Source organism: Parasedimentitalea huanghaiensis (genome assembly GCF_009753675.1).
Classification (GTDB): Bacteria; Pseudomonadota; Alphaproteobacteria; order Rhodobacterales; family Rhodobacteraceae; genus Parasedimentitalea; species Parasedimentitalea huanghaiensis.
Genome location: NZ_WQLV01000006.1, coordinates 149,203 through 165,067, shown reverse-complemented (window position 1 = coordinate 165,067; position 15,865 = coordinate 149,203). Strand labels below are relative to the sequence as shown.

At 55.1% G+C, this 15,865-nt stretch carries 13 protein-coding genes, 1 tRNA gene and 1 pseudogene; 3 read left to right on the top strand and 12 right to left on the bottom strand.

All coding sequences use genetic code 11. From position 1 onward, the window contains the following. Window positions 1–15: 15 nt before the first annotated feature. Window positions 16–1,230, bottom strand: a complete 1,215-nt coding sequence (locus tag GO984_RS11700; protein ID WP_157022710.1) for a winged helix-turn-helix domain-containing protein — start codon at window positions 1,228–1,230, stop codon at window positions 16–18. Further along, entirely contained in the window at window positions 1,230–2,255 is a 1,026-nt protein-coding gene (locus GO984_RS11695) for a LacI family DNA-binding transcriptional regulator (protein WP_138162848.1), read from the bottom strand. The genes GO984_RS11700 and GO984_RS11695 overlap by 1 nt, the downstream gene beginning before the upstream one ends. Window positions 2,256–2,652: 397 nt before the next feature. On the opposite strand from GO984_RS11695, the gene GO984_RS11690 reads away from it, so the two are divergent. Then, window positions 2,653–2,729, top strand: a tRNA-Arg gene (locus GO984_RS11690). A 974-nt stretch (window positions 2,730–3,703) separates the two neighbouring features. Here the strand turns inward: GO984_RS11690 and GO984_RS11685 are convergent. Then, a pseudogene (locus tag GO984_RS11685) lies at window positions 3,704–4,287 on the bottom strand (oxidoreductase). 215 nt (window positions 4,288–4,502) lie between these two features. Here GO984_RS11685 and GO984_RS23980 point away from each other — a divergent pair. Beyond that, the gene (locus GO984_RS23980) at window positions 4,503–4,841 is read left to right on the top strand and encodes a helix-turn-helix domain-containing protein (RefSeq protein ID WP_157022708.1); all 339 of its coding nucleotides are present in this window, start codon (window positions 4,503–4,505) and stop codon (window positions 4,839–4,841) included. A gap of 82 nt (window positions 4,842–4,923) precedes the next feature. Here the strand turns inward: GO984_RS23980 and GO984_RS11675 are convergent, their stop codons facing one another. Then, complete coding sequence (locus tag GO984_RS11675) at window positions 4,924–6,435, bottom strand: aldehyde dehydrogenase (NADP(+)) (RefSeq protein ID WP_157022707.1); 1,512 nt, start codon at window positions 6,433–6,435, stop codon at window positions 4,924–4,926. A 106-nt stretch (window positions 6,436–6,541) separates the two neighbouring features. Then, window positions 6,542–7,222 carry a GntR family transcriptional regulator gene (locus GO984_RS11670; protein ID WP_138162860.1) on the bottom strand — a complete coding sequence of 227 codons (681 nt, stop codon included), beginning with the start codon at window positions 7,220–7,222 and terminating at the stop codon, window positions 6,542–6,544. A 162-nt stretch (window positions 7,223–7,384) separates the two neighbouring features. Here GO984_RS11670 and GO984_RS11665 point away from each other — a divergent pair, with 162 nt between their 5' ends. Beyond that, window positions 7,385–8,401: an Ldh family oxidoreductase gene (locus tag GO984_RS11665; RefSeq protein WP_157022706.1), complete on the top strand. Its 1,017-nt coding sequence runs from the start codon at window positions 7,385–7,387 to the stop codon at window positions 8,399–8,401. Here the strand turns inward: GO984_RS11665 and GO984_RS11660 are convergent. The 7 genes from GO984_RS11660 to GO984_RS11630 all read right to left on the bottom strand — a co-directional run bounded on the left by GO984_RS11660 (window position 8,398) and on the right by GO984_RS11630 (window position 15,657). Then, window positions 8,398–9,423, bottom strand: coding sequence for a trans-3-hydroxy-L-proline dehydratase (locus GO984_RS11660; protein ID WP_157022705.1), 1,026 nt, complete (start codon window positions 9,421–9,423; stop codon window positions 8,398–8,400). The genes GO984_RS11665 and GO984_RS11660 overlap by 4 nt on opposite strands. A 45-nt stretch (window positions 9,424–9,468) precedes the next feature. Next, window positions 9,469–10,710 (bottom strand): NAD(P)/FAD-dependent oxidoreductase, encoded by a 1,242-nt coding sequence (locus GO984_RS11655; RefSeq protein ID WP_157022704.1) that lies wholly within the window; start codon window positions 10,708–10,710, stop codon window positions 9,469–9,471. Between the two features lie 8 nt (window positions 10,711–10,718). After that, the gene (locus GO984_RS11650; RefSeq protein ID WP_157022703.1) at window positions 10,719–12,029 is read right to left on the bottom strand and encodes a TRAP transporter large permease; all 1,311 of its coding nucleotides are present in this window, start codon (window positions 12,027–12,029) and stop codon (window positions 10,719–10,721) included. A gap of 3 nt (window positions 12,030–12,032) precedes the next feature. Then, window positions 12,033–12,566 (bottom strand): TRAP transporter small permease subunit, encoded by a 534-nt coding sequence (locus tag GO984_RS11645; RefSeq protein ID WP_157022702.1) that lies wholly within the window; start codon window positions 12,564–12,566, stop codon window positions 12,033–12,035. 57 nt (window positions 12,567–12,623) lie between these two features. After that, complete coding sequence (gene dctP / locus GO984_RS11640; protein ID WP_157022701.1) at window positions 12,624–13,688, bottom strand: TRAP transporter substrate-binding protein DctP; 1,065 nt, start codon at window positions 13,686–13,688, stop codon at window positions 12,624–12,626. A gap of 62 nt (window positions 13,689–13,750) precedes the next feature. Beyond that, window positions 13,751–14,707 (bottom strand): 4-hydroxyproline epimerase, encoded by a 957-nt coding sequence (locus GO984_RS11635; RefSeq protein WP_157022700.1) that lies wholly within the window; start codon window positions 14,705–14,707, stop codon window positions 13,751–13,753. After that, window positions 14,698–15,657 carry a dihydrodipicolinate synthase family protein gene (locus GO984_RS11630; RefSeq protein WP_157022699.1) on the bottom strand — a complete coding sequence of 320 codons (960 nt, stop codon included), beginning with the start codon at window positions 15,655–15,657 and terminating at the stop codon, window positions 14,698–14,700. The genes GO984_RS11635 and GO984_RS11630 overlap by 10 nt, the downstream gene beginning before the upstream one ends. Window positions 15,658–15,865: the final 208 nt, after the last annotated feature.

Genomic DNA, 15,865 nt, shown 5'->3' with positions numbered 1-15,865 from the left:
CGGCATTCGAGTTTCTCAGACAGGCTCTCGTAGCCATCCATCGGCAAACACCACTTCGGACAGCCCTGCAAACCGCGCAACGCGCTGAAGTTCGCTTTCCAGCTTACGTATACGGCCGGGGGACCAAATAACACTGCGTTCCGGCCAGACGGCTGTAACTTGCAACAGGTCAGCATCCCGCTGTGCTTTCATGTCGATCCGGCCCACCATGCGCTCGCCCTCGAATAGGGGGAAAACGTAGTAGCCGTAGATGCGCTTGGGGGCGGGAACAAAAACTTCGATCCGGTAGTGAAACCCAAACAACCGCTCGGCGCGTTTTCGGTCGCGCAGAGCGGGATCAAAGGGGCTGAGCACCCGCATACGGCCAGGTGCTGGTCCAATATCCTGAGCGGACTCAACTGTTCCTGGTCGGGCAAAGGCGCGACGCAACTTGCCATCGGTATGGGCTACGTCGACCTCTTCGAGGTTGCCCTGTTCCAGCTGCGTTTTGCACCAGTCCCGGGCTTCGGTGGTTGAGACAGTATCCCAAAACGCGGCGATCTCACGCGACGTGGCAAAGCCAAGCCGATCTAAGGCTCCACTGCAAAGGGTATCGAGCGTTTTGGCTTCGTCAAAGGGCGAGACACCGGGGCATAGATGCTCTTCAATCACCCGTTCGGTCAGGTCATATTGTTTTTGGAACCCCTTGCGGCCAACTACGGTTAGCGCGCCGGAGCGCCACAGGTATTCCAGTGCTGTTTTTGAGGGGTGCCAGTCCCACCAGCCACCCGATCCCTTTTTCTCGTCTTTGCCAACGTCGGACGACCCAACTGCCCCGTGATCGCGGATATGTTGCAGCACAGTGTCGAACTGCGCCTCGTAGTTGTCACGGTGCCAGTTGCGGTATCTCGATTTTAGACGAGCGGCATCCCGTTTGAATCGTAGGTGCCACTGAGGGTAGAATTGCATTGGGATGACGGCCGCATCATGGGTCCAATGTTCAAACAGCGCCCGGTCACCTTCGTACAGCTGTTTCAGGTTTTGGGCGCGGTATGACGGGCGCCGGGAATACAAGATCATATCATGGGCCCGAGCCACGGTATTGATGCTGTCCAGCTGGACAAAGCCAAGCCGGGTAATCAGCTCCAGTAGTTCAGCGCCTTTGGCAGAACCGGTCGGAGACTCGATCAGCGCGTGCCGGTCCATAAACAGCCGTCGCGCTGCGCGATTGTCGAGTTGTTGCAGGGCCATTAGCGTCGCTTTAGCGTGTCGCCATAACTGATGGTAGGGTTCAGCGTAATCCGGGTTTCGATTTCTTCCTCAGGATTGTCTAGTTGGGCGGCGATGATCTCGGCCGCTTTGCGCCCTATCTCAAGTCGGCAGGCATCCATGGTGGCCAATTTTCGAGGTAGCCCTTGCAGAAGTTCAACGTCGTTGAAACCGGCCAGACCGATCTGTCCTGGAATATCAATGCCTTGCTCCAGCAGATACAACAAGCCACCGGCACCGATCATGTCATTGGAGTAATAGAGAAAATCCAAGTCGGGGGAGCGTTCCAGCATTTCGGCGGTCATTTCGCGGCCCTTGGCCAGCGCTGAACCACCTGAGTAAAAATTGCGGTCCTCGATCTCGACGCCTTCTTTGGCCAAGGCCTCCGTAAAGCCTTCAAATCGTTTACGGGCGCGATGGTCCAGTGGCATTTTTGTGCCCATAAACCCGATATGGCGATAGCCAGCCTTGAGAATGGCTTTGGCCATTTCACGGCCTGCACGGCGGTGTGAAATTCCCACCATCGCATCCACTGGCTTGCCGTCGGTATCCATGATTTCAACCACTGGGATGCCTGCAGCGTTCAGCATCGCGCGCGCAGAATCGGTGTGCTCTAGTCCAGCGATTATCACGCCCGAAGGCCGCCATGAAAGCATCTCGTAGAGTACTTTTTCTTCTTTTTCTGGTTGATAATCGGTAACGCCGACAACTGGCTGCAACTGGGTGGTTTCAAGAACTTCATTGATACCGGTTAGGACTTCCGGGAACACCATGTTGGACAGCGATGGAATAATCACGGCCACCAGATTGACCCGGTTAGAGGCCAAAGCGCCAGCAATTTTGTTCGGCACATATCCCAATTCTTTGGCGGCGGCGAGCACCTTGACGCGTGTTTTTTCCGATACGTCGCCACGATTGCGCAGCACACGGCTGACGGTCATCTCGGAAACCCCTGTGGCTTCGGATACATCGCGGAGGGTCAGGGGGCGTTTGTTGTCCGATGTCACGTTGGCTGCCTCATGTTGTTGTTTATAGGAGGTTAGCGCAATCAAGCCTCACAGTACAATGGGGCCATTGTAAGTGGATATTCGGTCTTTGCGTGATGGTAATTTAGCGCCTTTTGGGAAACAGTTTTGGGCTGATATTCAAGTGTTTTCGAGCTCAATTCGCGCGGTGTTACAAAATACGACCTGGCTTCTCTGCATGGGGTCAGGCTAGCATGGCGCTCCATAGGGTACTAATGCAGCTGCATAGCGGCGTGGTTCAACTGAATAGTGCGAAACAACCGCCTACGTCTTACATTGAGTGTAAGTGTAGTGTTTTCAGTGGTTTATTTCTATTAGGTTTGGCAGGTGCCTACTGAGTTGACATGAGTTGGGGTTTCTTTCAAAACACATAGTGTGTGGGCCGTTAGCTCAGCCGGATAGAGTGCCAAATTCCTAATTTGGAAGCCGCAGGTTCGATTCCTGCACGGCCCACCATCTCAACAATTCTAATGCTGGATAAATGCCGGCGCACCAAGTATTTCTTACACGGCGAGCATCGTACTTGTAGGCATCGTCGGCACGCTAACGATGCAGTTGTGTTAGATACCCACATTAGAAATCAGAACTGGGCTCATGACGTCGATGTACCATCGTTTCGGTCAAGAACCGCTAAAGCCTTATTTTATTTGGAGAAAAAGCAGTGGAAAAGCGCCTGCACAGCGATCACCACCAATCGGGCGATGGTGTACGCCGTTGAAGCAGACGCAGGGCATGTGATAGAGGAGCCACTTGGGCCGCTGGCTGGCTTGAGTGTGGTTTGGAAAGACATTTTTGATCAAGCAAGTGAAGTAACCACCTGTGGGTCAGCATTGCGACCTGTTGGTGGGCACCATCGCGCCCGACACTGTGTTGTTGAACTTCGGATGCATATGCTGCCAAATCCGAGGAGAGTTGAAAGCCGCAATTTTGGATGTAATCACCCGTGCTGAATGAGATGAGATTCCAACATTTGAGAAAATCGTCATCGAAACCACCGGCCTTGCTGACTCCTCGCAAATTCTGTCGACACTGTCTCTCAAAACGGAGCAACTATTCATTCAGCGCAACTGGAATGGGTTGGCTATCTGCGCTTATTCATCGTCACAGTGCAAAGCTTCTGCGCGTAAAGCACCTGTTGAATACTGAAGAGATAGGCCCAGTGTTGATTGACGGCGTTTTGGGCATGCGCTGCACCATCCCCGCCACCTTGACAGTGAAATTGCATCTGACGAGAAGTCACGCCTCGTGTTTATTACCCGTTATCTCGATATGACGCGACATCGCTTGTCTTTTGAGAAATTTGTAAGAACGTGAAACTTGTTCGACTGGTTTAAGGAATTGAATGCCGGGTCCTTTGAAAACCCCATCCGTTCACTCCAAGATGTCCAAATTGTGTGTACTTGGGACTGACGTTGCGCTGATTGGTGCGCTCAAAAATGCTGCTGAAACCGATTTGGGAATTCAGTTCCGACAGCTTCGAGAACACGTTCGATGACTTCGCAGGTCAGACGAATTCGCCCAAAAACGTCCTGACCGTATTTGTCGTTTCGACGGTTGGTATAGTCGGTCAGGAACTGATCTAGTAAATATCCATTTGCGCCACGCACTTCGACCCGTCTGCGCCAGCATCCTGGGCACGTTTCGCAGCTTCAGCAAAACCAGAAATTGCCGTTTCAATTTCAGCGGGTGTCATTTCGACAGTTACAGGATATGCGCCGAGACCACGGTAAAACTCCATCTGGGTGCCCTTGGGCTGCACTGCCGATGGTGCACCGGTTTCATTCTTAAACCGATTAAACTGGGACAATGCCCCAGCGTGCATCAACTGTAGGACGATCTTCGCACCGGTGGAGTGTACCCCCTCGATCAAGCCAGCCCAACTGGCAGCCTGCGCTGCATCCGTAATACCCGGCTGATACTGGTAACCTTGGCTAAATTGGCGGTCGGTATAGACACCTTCGGTAATAATGGCTCCAAACCCACCCCTGCCAAAGGCTTCGTAGTAAGGTTGCATCAATGAGCTGACCTCACCCGTACTTCTGCACTGGTACGTGTCATTGGTGCGACTAGGGTTCTGTTTCGTAATTCGATTTTGCCAAGCAGGGCGGCCTCAAAAAGGCGAGAGTGGGACATCTGATCATCCTTGTTACTGTCCTTTCAGCTATATTTGGTTGGACAACTGCGAGAATTAGTCAAAATGTTCAGTCATCTTTTCCAAATCGATACATAATGGGCAGCGAGAAACTCTCCGACCTTCTGTTGGTTTTTAGGGCAGTTGTGGATGTTGACAGCTTTTCCGCAGCCGGGCGTGAGCTAAATATGTCACCTGCTTGGGTGGCAAAGCAGGTGACCAGACTAGAAGCCATTCTGGATTCAGCCCTGTTGATCCGGTCGACCCGGTCTCTGCGTCTGACAGATGCTGGGCAACTGATCCACCTAAACCAGTTCGAAGATGCAGCCCCATTGACCCTGTTCCTGCTTCGAGCACCACAAAGGCAATTTCAATTCGTGTGCAAACGGCCTGGAACTACTTCGCCAGATTGGGGGAATAGGATAGTTCTCAATTGAAGAAACTTCGACCTGGGCAACCGTTGAATGCTGTTGTGTGAATGGCGGTCTGCGGCGGACCCAAGATCCGCCGCAAGCTGTGTTAAAGATCAGCAGGCAGCAGCGCTGCTGGCATGTTCTGATAGCAAACCGGGCGCAGGAAGCGGCGGATCGACAGAGACCCAACCGAGGTTGCACCGAAGTTTGTTGAGGCCGGATAGGGCCCGCCATGCACCATGGTGTCGCTGACTTCAACGCCGGTTGGGAAACCGTTGGCCAGCACGCGGCCAGCTTTGCGTTCGAGGATCGGCATCATCGCCGCAGCTTCGTCGGTGTCTGCATCGTCCATGTGAACGGTACAGGTCAGCTGGCCCTGCAGGTTCTTGGCAATGTCGCGCATCTCGTCTTGGTTGTCAGCAACAACAACCAGCCCCAGCGGTCCAAACACCTCTTCGGCCAGGGTTTCGTTGGCCAGCCAGGTTTTGGCGCTGGTGGTGTACAGATACGGTGTTGCGTTGCGCAGATCACAAGAGGTGGTCAACACGTCCTGCACACCACTGGTGGCGGCGATCCGTTTTTGCCCGTCGTGATAGGCCGATGCAATGCCATCGGTCAGCATGGTCTGGGAACCCACGTCAGACAGCGCGCCTTGGGCGGTTTCAATAAACTGATTGGCCTGTTCACCCGCCAGAACCACGGCGATGCCGGGGTTGGTGCAAAACTGGCCTGCGCCCATGGTCAATGACCCGGCCCAGCCCTTGGCGATGTCGCCTCCGCGGTTTTTCATCGCAGCGTCAAACAGGAACATCGGGTTGACCGATCCCAACTCGCCAAAGAACGGGATGGGCTCGGGGCGGGCGGCGCAAAGATCAAATAGTGCACGACCACCGGCCAGCGATCCGGTAAAGCCAACCGCCTTGATCAGCGGGTGCTGGACCAGAGAGGAACCGACCTGACGGTCGCCGCCCTGGATCAGGCTGAATACGCCCGCATGCAGACCACAGGTTTTGATCGCCGCGTGGATGGCTTCGGCGATGATTTCACCGGTGCCGGGGTGGGCGCTGTGACCTTTGACAATAACTGGACAGCCAGCCGCCAGTGCCGCTGCGGTGTCACCGCCAGCAGTTGAAAAGGCCAGCGGGAAATTCGAGGCGCCAAACACAGCCACCGGGCCGATTGGACGCTGAATCATCCGCATGTCAGGACGGGGCAGGGGCGCGCGGTCTGGCAGTGCGGCGTCAAGGCGGTGGTCAAGATAGTCGCCCTGCAGGATGTGCTGCGCAAACATACGCAATTGGCCAGTGGTGCGGCCACGCTCGCCCTGAAGCCGCGCCTCGGGAAGACCAGTTTCCTGGGTGCCGATCTGGGTGATCGCTTCGCCACGGGCTTCGATTTCGTCGGCGATGGCGTTCAGAAATGCAGCGCGCTCTTCGCGAGTGGAATAGCCAAAGCTCCAGAATGCGTCTTCGGCGGCCTGCACAGCGGTGTCGACATCCGCGACGCGGCCGATGGCAAAATTATGTGTCGGCCCCGATGCGGGAGATGAGGCGAACGAGCTGTCTCCGGCGATCCATTCGCCTGCAATCAGATGTTTTCCGTGGGGTTGAAAGGTCATGGAATCCTCGAGTTCTGCCAGTGGCAATGCGGGTGGTTGGTTATTTGTGGATAATGTATCCAAAATTCCAAAAACTACAAGGCCACACACTCAAATGATTGAATTGTTAGGGGTCTTCGGCTTCCCGCTTAGCGGCAACCATCTGAAGCAATTGCTCTTTAGTCCGTTTGATGTGATCAGCCAGCAGCGCGCAGGCCTCTTCGGTTCGACCTTGCTGCGCCAAAGTCAGCAATTTGCGGTGCTCTTCTTTGGCAGGTTCGCGTTGTTTCATAACGCTCAGGTTCATGCGGACATAGCGATCTGTCTGCAGGTTGATCCGTTGCAACAACTCATTTGTTAGCCCGCGCCCAGCTGCTGAATACAGCGCCGAATGGTAGTTGTAGTTCAACGCTCCCCAGCGGCTCACATCGTCAGCGTCATAGGATTCTTCCATCTGGTCAAGGATCTTGGTGCTGCGTGCAAAGTCGCTCTCTGTCATCAGTGGAATAGCGCGTCGAAATAGGTCAACTTCGAGCAACGTGCGAAGATCAAAGATCTCCCCCATTTCGGCAAGCGAATGCTTGGTTACCGTCGCCCCCCGGTTTGTGGTCAGGTTGACAAGGCCCTCAGCGTCAAGCCGCTTGAGCGCCTCGCGGATTGGCATGCGAGAGACCTCGTACTCTTCAGCCAGATTCTCTTGTCGAATTGTCTCACCTTCCGCGAGATCACCAGACAGAATTCGTTCACGCAGATCATTTGCAATGACTTCGGGTAGGCTCAGTCTTGGGATCGCACGTTTTCCTGCCACATTGGGTTCCTTCGACTATGTGAATTTTGGATACATTTACCGGTTTCACGCTGTTATTTAAACCAAAATCTGTCTCGGCCTTGCAAGAAATGGACTGTGAATCCCGGGTGAAAACATGTATCCAATATCCAGCAGCGATGGTTTCAAGAAGAAGAATAGAAAATGGTTGAGTCGGTCCAGGTAGAACTTGATGAATTGTATGCGCTTAGCACTGCTATCCTGACACGGTCCGGGTTCAGTGGTGTGCATGCAGCTGCGATTTCTAAAATGTTATCTACATGCCAGTTAGACGATTGCCAATCGCACGGGCTATTCAGGTTACTGATGTGTTGTCAGACCATGCGGGGTGGTAAAATCGACGGTCACATCTTGCCAGTGGTTGAAGCCAGTGATTCTGCCATTGTTCGGGTTGACGCTAGAGGAGGCATGTCCCTCTTGGCTGTGGAAGCTGGGATGCCGCTGCTCATCGAAAAAACGCGCACGTATGGCATCGCTGCGATGGCAATCAATCGCTGTTTCCATTTTTCAGCGCTTTGGCCTGAGGTGGAGCAGCTTTCAGCCGCAGGCCTTGCGGGGCTTGCCATGGTCCCAAGCCATTCCTGGGTTGCCCCAGCGGGGGGCAAACGGGGGACCCTTGGTACCAACCCATTGGCGTTCAGCTGGCCAAGGCAGAACCAAACGCCATTCACCTTCGATTTTGCGACCAGCGGCTTCGCCCGTGGAGAGATCGAACTGTACCTGCGCGCCGGGAAACCCCTGCCCGAGGGCGTGGCGGTGGACGCAGAGGGCAATCCAACTACAGATCCGCAAGCTGCGCTGGACGGCGCGATGCTTACATTTGGCGGCTACAAAGGCTCGGCCCTGTCCATCATGATCGAACTGATGGCCGGGCCGTTGATTGATGATCTGACCAGCATGGAAAGCATGGCGTTTGCCGAAGGCACCGGCGGCGCGCCCTATCATGGCGAGATCATTTTGGCCTTTGATCCGGACCACTTTAGCGGTGGTCGTGTCGCGGATAATGATGCTCGCGCGGAACGGCTGTTTGCCGACATCCTGGACCAAGGTGCCCGGTTGCCCTCGCAGCGCCGGTTTGAGGCACGCGCCCGCAATACAGCACGCGGCTATGTCGAAATGCCGGCAGCACTACACGCAGAACTCTCGGCAATGCTGGATTAAGCGCCCCAGGTATCGCTTAACCGGTAGCCACCCGGCCAAGGGTCATCGGGGTCCAGCATGTGCTGATGTGTCCCGGTGATCCAGCCGCGCCCGCTTATTTCAGGGATAATCGCGGCCCGGTCCCCCACCTGCGCGGGTTCAATGATCTTGCCAGTAAAGCATGACCCGATGATCGAGGTGGCCTCAAACGTCTGCCCCACCTGCATCTGCCCCTTGGCCGCCATCAACGCCATCCGCGCCGAAACCGCAGTGCCGGTTGGGGATCGGTCAATCTTGCCCGGCTGGATCGCGACAGCTGATTTTCCGGTAAACCCGGTTGCTGTCTCACTCAAAGGCCCACAGAACGCGCAGAACGAAATATGCGTCCAATCGGGGTTTTCAGGATGCATGAAACCCAATTGCTCATTGGCCGCATTGGTGATGACCACCCCTAGGCGAGCCAGCTCCTTGGCCTCCTGCTCGACAATATCAAACCCCAGTGCTTTGGCGTCGACCACGACGAAGCTATCGCCCCCATAGGCAGTATCAACCGTAATGGTTCCAAGTCCCGGCACGTCAAGCGGCACAGAGATCTGTCCGGCAAAGCTGGCCACGTTCTGCACAAAAATCCGCTCTGCCTTGCCATCGCGACACTCGGCCCGCACACGCACCAGCCCGCCGGGGGCCTCTAACGTCATATGTGTTTCGGGTTCCTGCATCGGAATGATACCGCCATCCAGCAACACCGTTGACACGCAGATAGAGTTTGACCCCGACATCGGCGGCGTATCTTCCGGCTCCATGATGATAAAGGCGGCATCCGCATCGGGGTGTTTTGGCGGGACCAGCAGGTTCACATGGCGAAACACCCCACCGCGCGGTTCATTCAGCACAAAATTCCGAAGAACCTGATCCTGTGCAATGAACGAACGTTGCTCCCACAGGGTGTCCCCCGGTGGCGGCATCACACCACCAACGATAACATCCCCCACTTCACCCTCTGCATGGGCCGAGATCACATGGATTGTTTTACGGCTTCGCATGTCTGGTCCTCTATGTCAGTGAATGGCAACGCGAGGCAAATGCGCTCAAAACCGCGTTGGGGCGTAGGCTTCAATTGATATTTCGGGCGAGGCACCATCGGCAAGGGCAGCGATCAATTCAGCTGTCCCGGCAGACTGGGTTAGGCCAAGATGCCCGTGGCCAAACGCATACAATACGCCTTTGGCACGAGGTGAGCGACCAATCACTGGCAGGCTGTCTGGCATTGACGGGCGAAAGCCCATCCATTGAGTACCACCCTTGGTATCCAGCTCCGGAATGAACCGCGCCGCTTTTTGCAACAAGTGTTCCGACCGCTTGTAATTTGGGGGAAGCTTCAACCCACCCAGTTCAACCGCACCGCCGACCCGCAAACCATCGCCAATCTTGGTGATAACAAACCCGTGCCCGCCAAAGGTCAGCTGAGTGCGCAGGTCAAAACCCCCGGTTGGAAGCGTCGTGTTATAACCGCGTTCCGTTTCCAGCGGCAGGTGATCTCCAACTGTACGCGCCAGATGATGCGACCAGGCCCCACAGGCAACCACCACCTGCTGCGCGATGATCGGCCCATCCGAGGTCTGCAGAGAAACAAGATCACCCTGCTGTTCCATCTTTTGAACATCCGCCGTATCAATCACACCACCGCGGTTGCAAAACACCTTGGCTAAATGTTCGGTCCATACCTTGGGGTCGGTTGTGCTCATCCATCCTGGGGTGAACACCCCGTGGGTAAAGCGGGAATGAAGCCCGGGTTGCATTTCGGCTATGGCCTCTGCCCCCTCTAGGCAGGTGAACTCAACCCCATGCTTGCGGCGCACCTCCCAATCCGGCAGGCTGGCCTGAAACTCTTTTTCACCCTCATACAGCTGCAATTGCCCCTCACGCCGGATCAGACCTTGGCCTTCAACCGCCACGATCTGACGTTCCAGCGCATCCCGAGAAAACCCCATTAAACTGGTCTGAGCCGTAATGGCCGCTTCATAGCGATCTGGCCAACTCGCGCGCCAGAACCGCAGCATCCATGGCGCAATTTTCAAAGCATAGGCAAGAGGCACCGAAAGCGGCCCCATGGGATCCAGCAGCCACTTTGGTGCCTTGCGCATAATCCCCGGCGTCGCCAGCGGAATGATATCAGTAAAGGCAAACGCCCCCGCATTACCCTGAGAGGCCTCGGCGGCCACGCCTTTGCGGTCAAGCACACGCACCGAATACCCCTTTGCCTGTAACGCTAGGGCTGTGCTGGTGCCGACAATGCCGGCACCAACTACAATGATATCATCCCGCTTCATCGACACCTCTATAATCCAACAAGTATTGACGGTAGCCAGGTTGCAATTGCCGGGAACAATATGATCACAAGTAACACCAGCATTTGCGCACCGACAAAGGGCAACACGCCACGATACATTTGTCCGTAAGTCATGCTGCGAGGGGCAATCGAGCGCAAGTAGAAGATTGAAGGGGCCATTGGCGGAGTCAGATAGGATGTTTGGATCACCACTAGAACCATCATCGCAAACCAGATCGGATCAATGCCGGCACTGCGGACAATGGGGGCAAAGATCGGGATAAAGATCAGAACAATCGAAACCCAATCAAGCACAAAGCCCGCAAAGAACACCACCAGCAGGAAGAAGGTGATAATCCCGGCATTGCCATAGCCAATGGTCTCCACGGTGTCGCGCACCAGATTGCCACCGCCCGTCACTGCAAAGATGCTGGTGAACATGGTACCGCCTGCAACGATCAGCATGATCATAGCGGTGATGCGCAGGGTCACACCCAACGAATCCATCAGCAGTTTCAGGTTCAGTTCGCGAAACAGCATGGTCAGTATCAGCGTACCCGCCGCGCCCACTGCCGCAGCCTCGGTTGCCGAAGCGGCCCCCATCAAAAGTGATCCCAGCACCATGCCAATCAGCGCAAGGGGCGGCACTAGTGCAGTGAAGGTGATCTTCAGCTTCTCGGGCAGCGGCATACTGCGTTCTTCAGGTGGCAGCGGCGGTGCGTCTGCAGGGTTTCGAACGCTTCGGAACAGAATATAGCCGACAAAGAACAGCACCATCAGCAGGCCGGGCAGGATCGAGGCGGCAAACAGCTGGCCGATCGAGAGCTGCGCGATCGATGCATAGACAACCACGATCACCGAGGGTGGAATGATGGTGCCCAGCGATCCACCAGCGCATATAGTGCCGGCAATCAGGTCGTTCTTATACTTGGCCTTCATCATGGCGGGGATTGCCATCAGGCCAACAACGATTTCAACCGCGCCAACAACACCGGAAGCGGCGGCAAAAATGGCGCACATGGCGATGGTCGACAGAGCCAACCCACCAGGCGCGCCGCCAAGCCAGAGCTGAAGGGCAAAAAACAGGCGCTTGGCAATGCCAGACCGTTCCAGAACAGCACCCATAAAGATGAACAGCGGAATGGCGGCCAGTACAAAGTTCGACGCCGTATGCAGCAAAGGCCCATAAAGCTGAAGAAAGATCAGGTCACCAAACACCGTGTAGCCAAAGCCAACCGCAATGATGATCAGCGAGAAGGCAACAGGAATGCCTGCAAAAACCAGCACAAACAGTGCTGCAAACATAAGCAGAGGTGTCATGGATTAAGACTCCAAGTCTTGCAGTTCGGCATCGGTGCCGCCAGGACACTTTTCGCCGGATAGATATTTGATGGCTTCCAGGACAAACTGCAGGGCAAAGGCCAGCAATCCGATCGCAATCACCGCATAGAAGGGCCAAACCAACGGAGCCCATGGGCTGACGGCTTCGACTTCGCCACTGGCAAAGGCCTTATACGCTTTGGAGCCAGCCACCCATGTAAACGCGCCAAAGATCGGCGCCATCACCAGCAGATAGATCAACCCATTCAAGAGTTGCTGCACCCGCAGTGGAAACTTCTGCGACAGAAAATCAATACGCACATGAGCGTCCTCGCGCAGAGAATAGGCGGCCCCCAGCAGGAAGATGGACCCGTTCAACATATAGGAAATGTCAAACGCCCAAAGGGTCGGCGCACCAAAGGCATAGCGCGCAACAACCTCATATAGCATTGCGGCAATCAGACAGAAAATGGTCAGCCTGCCTATAACCCCAAGAAATGCTGATAGCATCTCGGCGCTGTTTCGAAAGAATGTCATGAAAGTCTCCGTCGTAAGATGGCCGACGGGTGTGCCGGCCATCTTTGGTCAGTTAAGTTATTCGGCGGAGTCGCGAACAAGGTAGCTGGAGTTGGCAGCCCAATCAGCCTGGTAAGCCAGATAGCTGTCGAGAACTTCCTGCATGCGGGTGTTGCCACCTTCGGCCAGTGAGGCAGCCTTGGCGCGGGCCCAATTGCGGCCAGCTTCACGGATACCTTCGGAGGCATCGCGGTCCATCAGTACCACTTCGACCTTGGTGTCGCGGAACTGAGCCATGGCTTTGATGTCGCTGTCGCCAAAGCGAGTGAAGCTTTCATAGGTGCTCAGCTTGGCGGCTGCTGTGATCAGGTTTTGCAGATCGCCTGGAAGCGCGTCCCAAGTTTCCTGCTTCACAAACACTTCCCATAGGAACGACGGCTGGTGGACGCCAGGCATGATCATGTATGGCGCGACTTCGTGGAAGCCTTCGGAGATGTTCGCACCTGGGGTCGACCACTCGATGGCATCAACACCTTTACGCTGCAGCAGCGTGTAGATTTCGTTGCCCGGAACAACCGTTGGCACGCCACCGAACTCTTCCTGCAGAACCGCAGCAAAGGCACCGGATGTGCGATACTTAACGCCCTTCAGGTCTTCGATGGTTTGGATTTTCACGTTCGAGTGCGCCATGATTTCAGACGTACCGATGCCAACAACAAGGCTGTGCAGCCCCATGTCGGCGCGGCGGAAATCCTGCAGCATCTTCTCGCCGCCACCTTCGTATACCCAGTGCATTGTTGCCTCGGGGGACATGCCACCGGGGAAGCTGGCGAAAATGGCGTTGGTTGGGTCCTGGTTGACCAGATAAGACGGGGTTGAGTGACCGGCTTCTACGATGCCATCCTGAACAGCTTCAAACGCCTTAAAGGCTGGCGCAAGAACACCGGCACCAAAGGGCTGAATTTCCACACGGTCCTGAGTGATCATGCCAACGTTCTTGGCGAAACGCTCCATGAAGTTTTGGTACAGGAAAGACCCTTCGCCGATGGCTGCGGTCATTTTCCATTCGACTTCAGCAGCAGTAACTGGGCTGGCGATGGCGAGAGCAACCGCACCCGCGGTAAGTGTAGAGATTAGTTTCATTTGCATTCCTCTTGTTGAAACTTTTTGGTCTGTCTTGTGGACTGACAGAAAATGTGACCCGGTTAATCCGGGCTCTTCGTGTTCGTGCTGAGTGAGATGCCGTTTTTGAACGGGTCGTTCTCTGAGAAAATCAATGTGCTTTCGGACATAACGAATGCCTGGCCGGTGATGGTCGGGATGACCCCGCCATTGGGACCGGGTTGATACGACAGGCGATATGGGCTGCCGATCACGCTTTCCTGGATGATTTCATCTCCGGGGCTAAGCAGCCCATCAGCGGCAAGGCAGGCCAAACGCGCGGAACTGCCAGTGCCACAGGGTGAACGATCATAGGTATCGTCGGGGCAAAGCACAAAGTTACGGCTATGCACTCCTTCCTTAGGAGATGTGTCCTGAAAAATGACGTGGTCTACGGGTTCGCCAGCCTCGCCGCAAATACCTGCGGATATGGTGGCGTCGCGTATGGCGATGGCAGCATCCGTCAGCGCTCGGATATTACTGGGTTCTACGGGAATTGGACTTCGATCAACGATAAAGAACCAATTGCCACCATAGGCCAGATCACCCCTGACGCTACCCAATCCGTCGACCTGGATTGCAACTTGTTTTTGAACGCGGCGGCTTTCAATGTTGGTGACTGTGACGGTATTGGCATCAGACAGTTCAACCTGAACCACGCCCACTGGGGTTTCAATCTTATGCGTTCCAACCTTGATCATTCCGAGGTGGGCCAATGTGACAGCCAATCCAATGGTGCCATGACCACACATGCCTAACACAGCATCCGCATCGAAATAGATGACACCTGTCACACAGTTTGTGTCTTCAGGCTCCACAAGCATGGCAGCCACCATGGCCACCTGGCCGCGTGGTTCAAGTATCACCGACTGGTAGAAATCCACATGGTCAGTGGCCAGGCGGTGTGCGCGTTCGGCCAGCGGCCCCAATCCCAGATCAGGGCCACCATCAAGGATAACCCGTGTGGGCTCACCCCCGGTATGGCTGTCGATTACATGCATTCTGCAATGATTCCGCCCTGAGCGGACCAATCAGCAAACCATGTGCGGAATAGGGTATACTGCTGCTCACAGTAGTTCCGCTGCGCATCGCTCAACACGTCGGTTTCGTTGAAATGCAGGGTGTATTCTTCTTCGCCGTTCAGTACGAGAAGATGCTTGTAGTACAGGACCAGATCGGTGCCCTCGTCAAAGCTGGCCAGCACGCCAAAGGCTTCTTCCAATTCCAGCGCCCGCTTACGTGCTTCGGCATTCCCCTTGGCAGCCTTTTGCGCCAAGGCTGCAAGCAACAGGGCTTCTTTGGGCAGCGCAGTACCAATTCCGGTGATCGAACCTGTGGCACCACAATTGACAAAGCCATGGTAAACTTCGGTGTCAACGCCAACCATCAGTGTAACCTGATCATCCTGGCTGGTGATGTGCTCCGCCGCCAGACGCAGGTCGTCTTTACCGCCAAATTCTTTGAACCCAATCAAGTTCTTGTGCTCAGCGCGCAGGGCAAAGAACAGATCAGCGCGGGTGGCAAAGCCATAGACCGGGCTGTTGTAGATGATCGCAGGCACATCAGGCGCTGCGTCAAGAATGGCCTTAAAGTGATGTTTCTGCGCAGTCGCAGAAGAACCGCGCGACAAGACACGGGGAATGACCATCAGGCCGGCCGCGCCGACCTTTTGGGCATGAGCCGCATGAGCCGCGGCCGACTTGGAATTGATAGCCCCGGTGCCAACAACCACTGGCAGGCCAGCATCGACCAAACGTTCTACACCTTCCATACGCTCGGCATCAGTCAGAAGCGGCCAATCCCCCATTGATCCGCAGTAGACAACCGCCGACATGCCGGCATCGATCATCTCTTTGCCCTTTTTGACCAGCGCATCAAAGTCAGGGGTTCGGTCTGCTTTGCAGGGTGTCATCAGGGCAGGCATGGTGCCGGAAAAAACAATCTTGGACATAGGTTTCCCTTTCGGAGTCGGATCTCTGTCAGCTAACGCGCTGGCGGGTTTTTGAGATGTATGTTGGGCCCTGAAGTAGGCGTTGGATGTGTGATAAGGGATAATGGATACAAAATCCATAAAAGAATTTTGGGAATATGATATTTGAGCCCATGCCGTCCGTCAGGATGAGGAATACGCTCCAAAAGTGAGGGAGAAATGTGCGATA

Coding starts and splice junctions, on each gene's coding strand:
- GO984_RS11700 (WP_157022710.1), bottom strand. CDS start 1,230: ATGGCCCTGCAACAACTCGACAATCGCGCAGCGCGACGGCTGTTTATG.
- GO984_RS23980 (WP_157022708.1), top strand. CDS start 4,503: ATGGGCAGCGAGAAACTCTCCGACCTTCTGTTGGTTTTTAGGGCAGTT.
- GO984_RS11675 (WP_157022707.1), bottom strand. CDS start 6,435: ATGACCTTTCAACCCCACGGAAAACATCTGATTGCAGGCGAATGGATC.
- GO984_RS11665 (WP_157022706.1), top strand. CDS start 7,385: ATGGTTGAGTCGGTCCAGGTAGAACTTGATGAATTGTATGCGCTTAGC.
- GO984_RS11660 (WP_157022705.1), bottom strand. CDS start 9,423: ATGCGAAGCCGTAAAACAATCCATGTGATCTCGGCCCATGCAGAGGGT.
- GO984_RS11655 (WP_157022704.1), bottom strand. CDS start 10,710: ATGAAGCGGGATGATATCATTGTAGTTGGTGCCGGCATTGTCGGCACC.
- GO984_RS11650 (WP_157022703.1), bottom strand. CDS start 12,029: ATGACACCTCTGCTTATGTTTGCAGCACTGTTTGTGCTGGTTTTTGCA.
- GO984_RS11645 (WP_157022702.1), bottom strand. CDS start 12,566: ATGACATTCTTTCGAAACAGCGCCGAGATGCTATCAGCATTTCTTGGG.
- dctP (WP_157022701.1), bottom strand. CDS start 13,688: ATGAAACTAATCTCTACACTTACCGCGGGTGCGGTTGCTCTCGCCATC.
- GO984_RS11635 (WP_157022700.1), bottom strand. CDS start 14,707: ATGCATGTAATCGACAGCCATACCGGGGGTGAGCCCACACGGGTTATC.
- GO984_RS11630 (WP_157022699.1), bottom strand. CDS start 15,657: ATGTCCAAGATTGTTTTTTCCGGCACCATGCCTGCCCTGATGACACCC.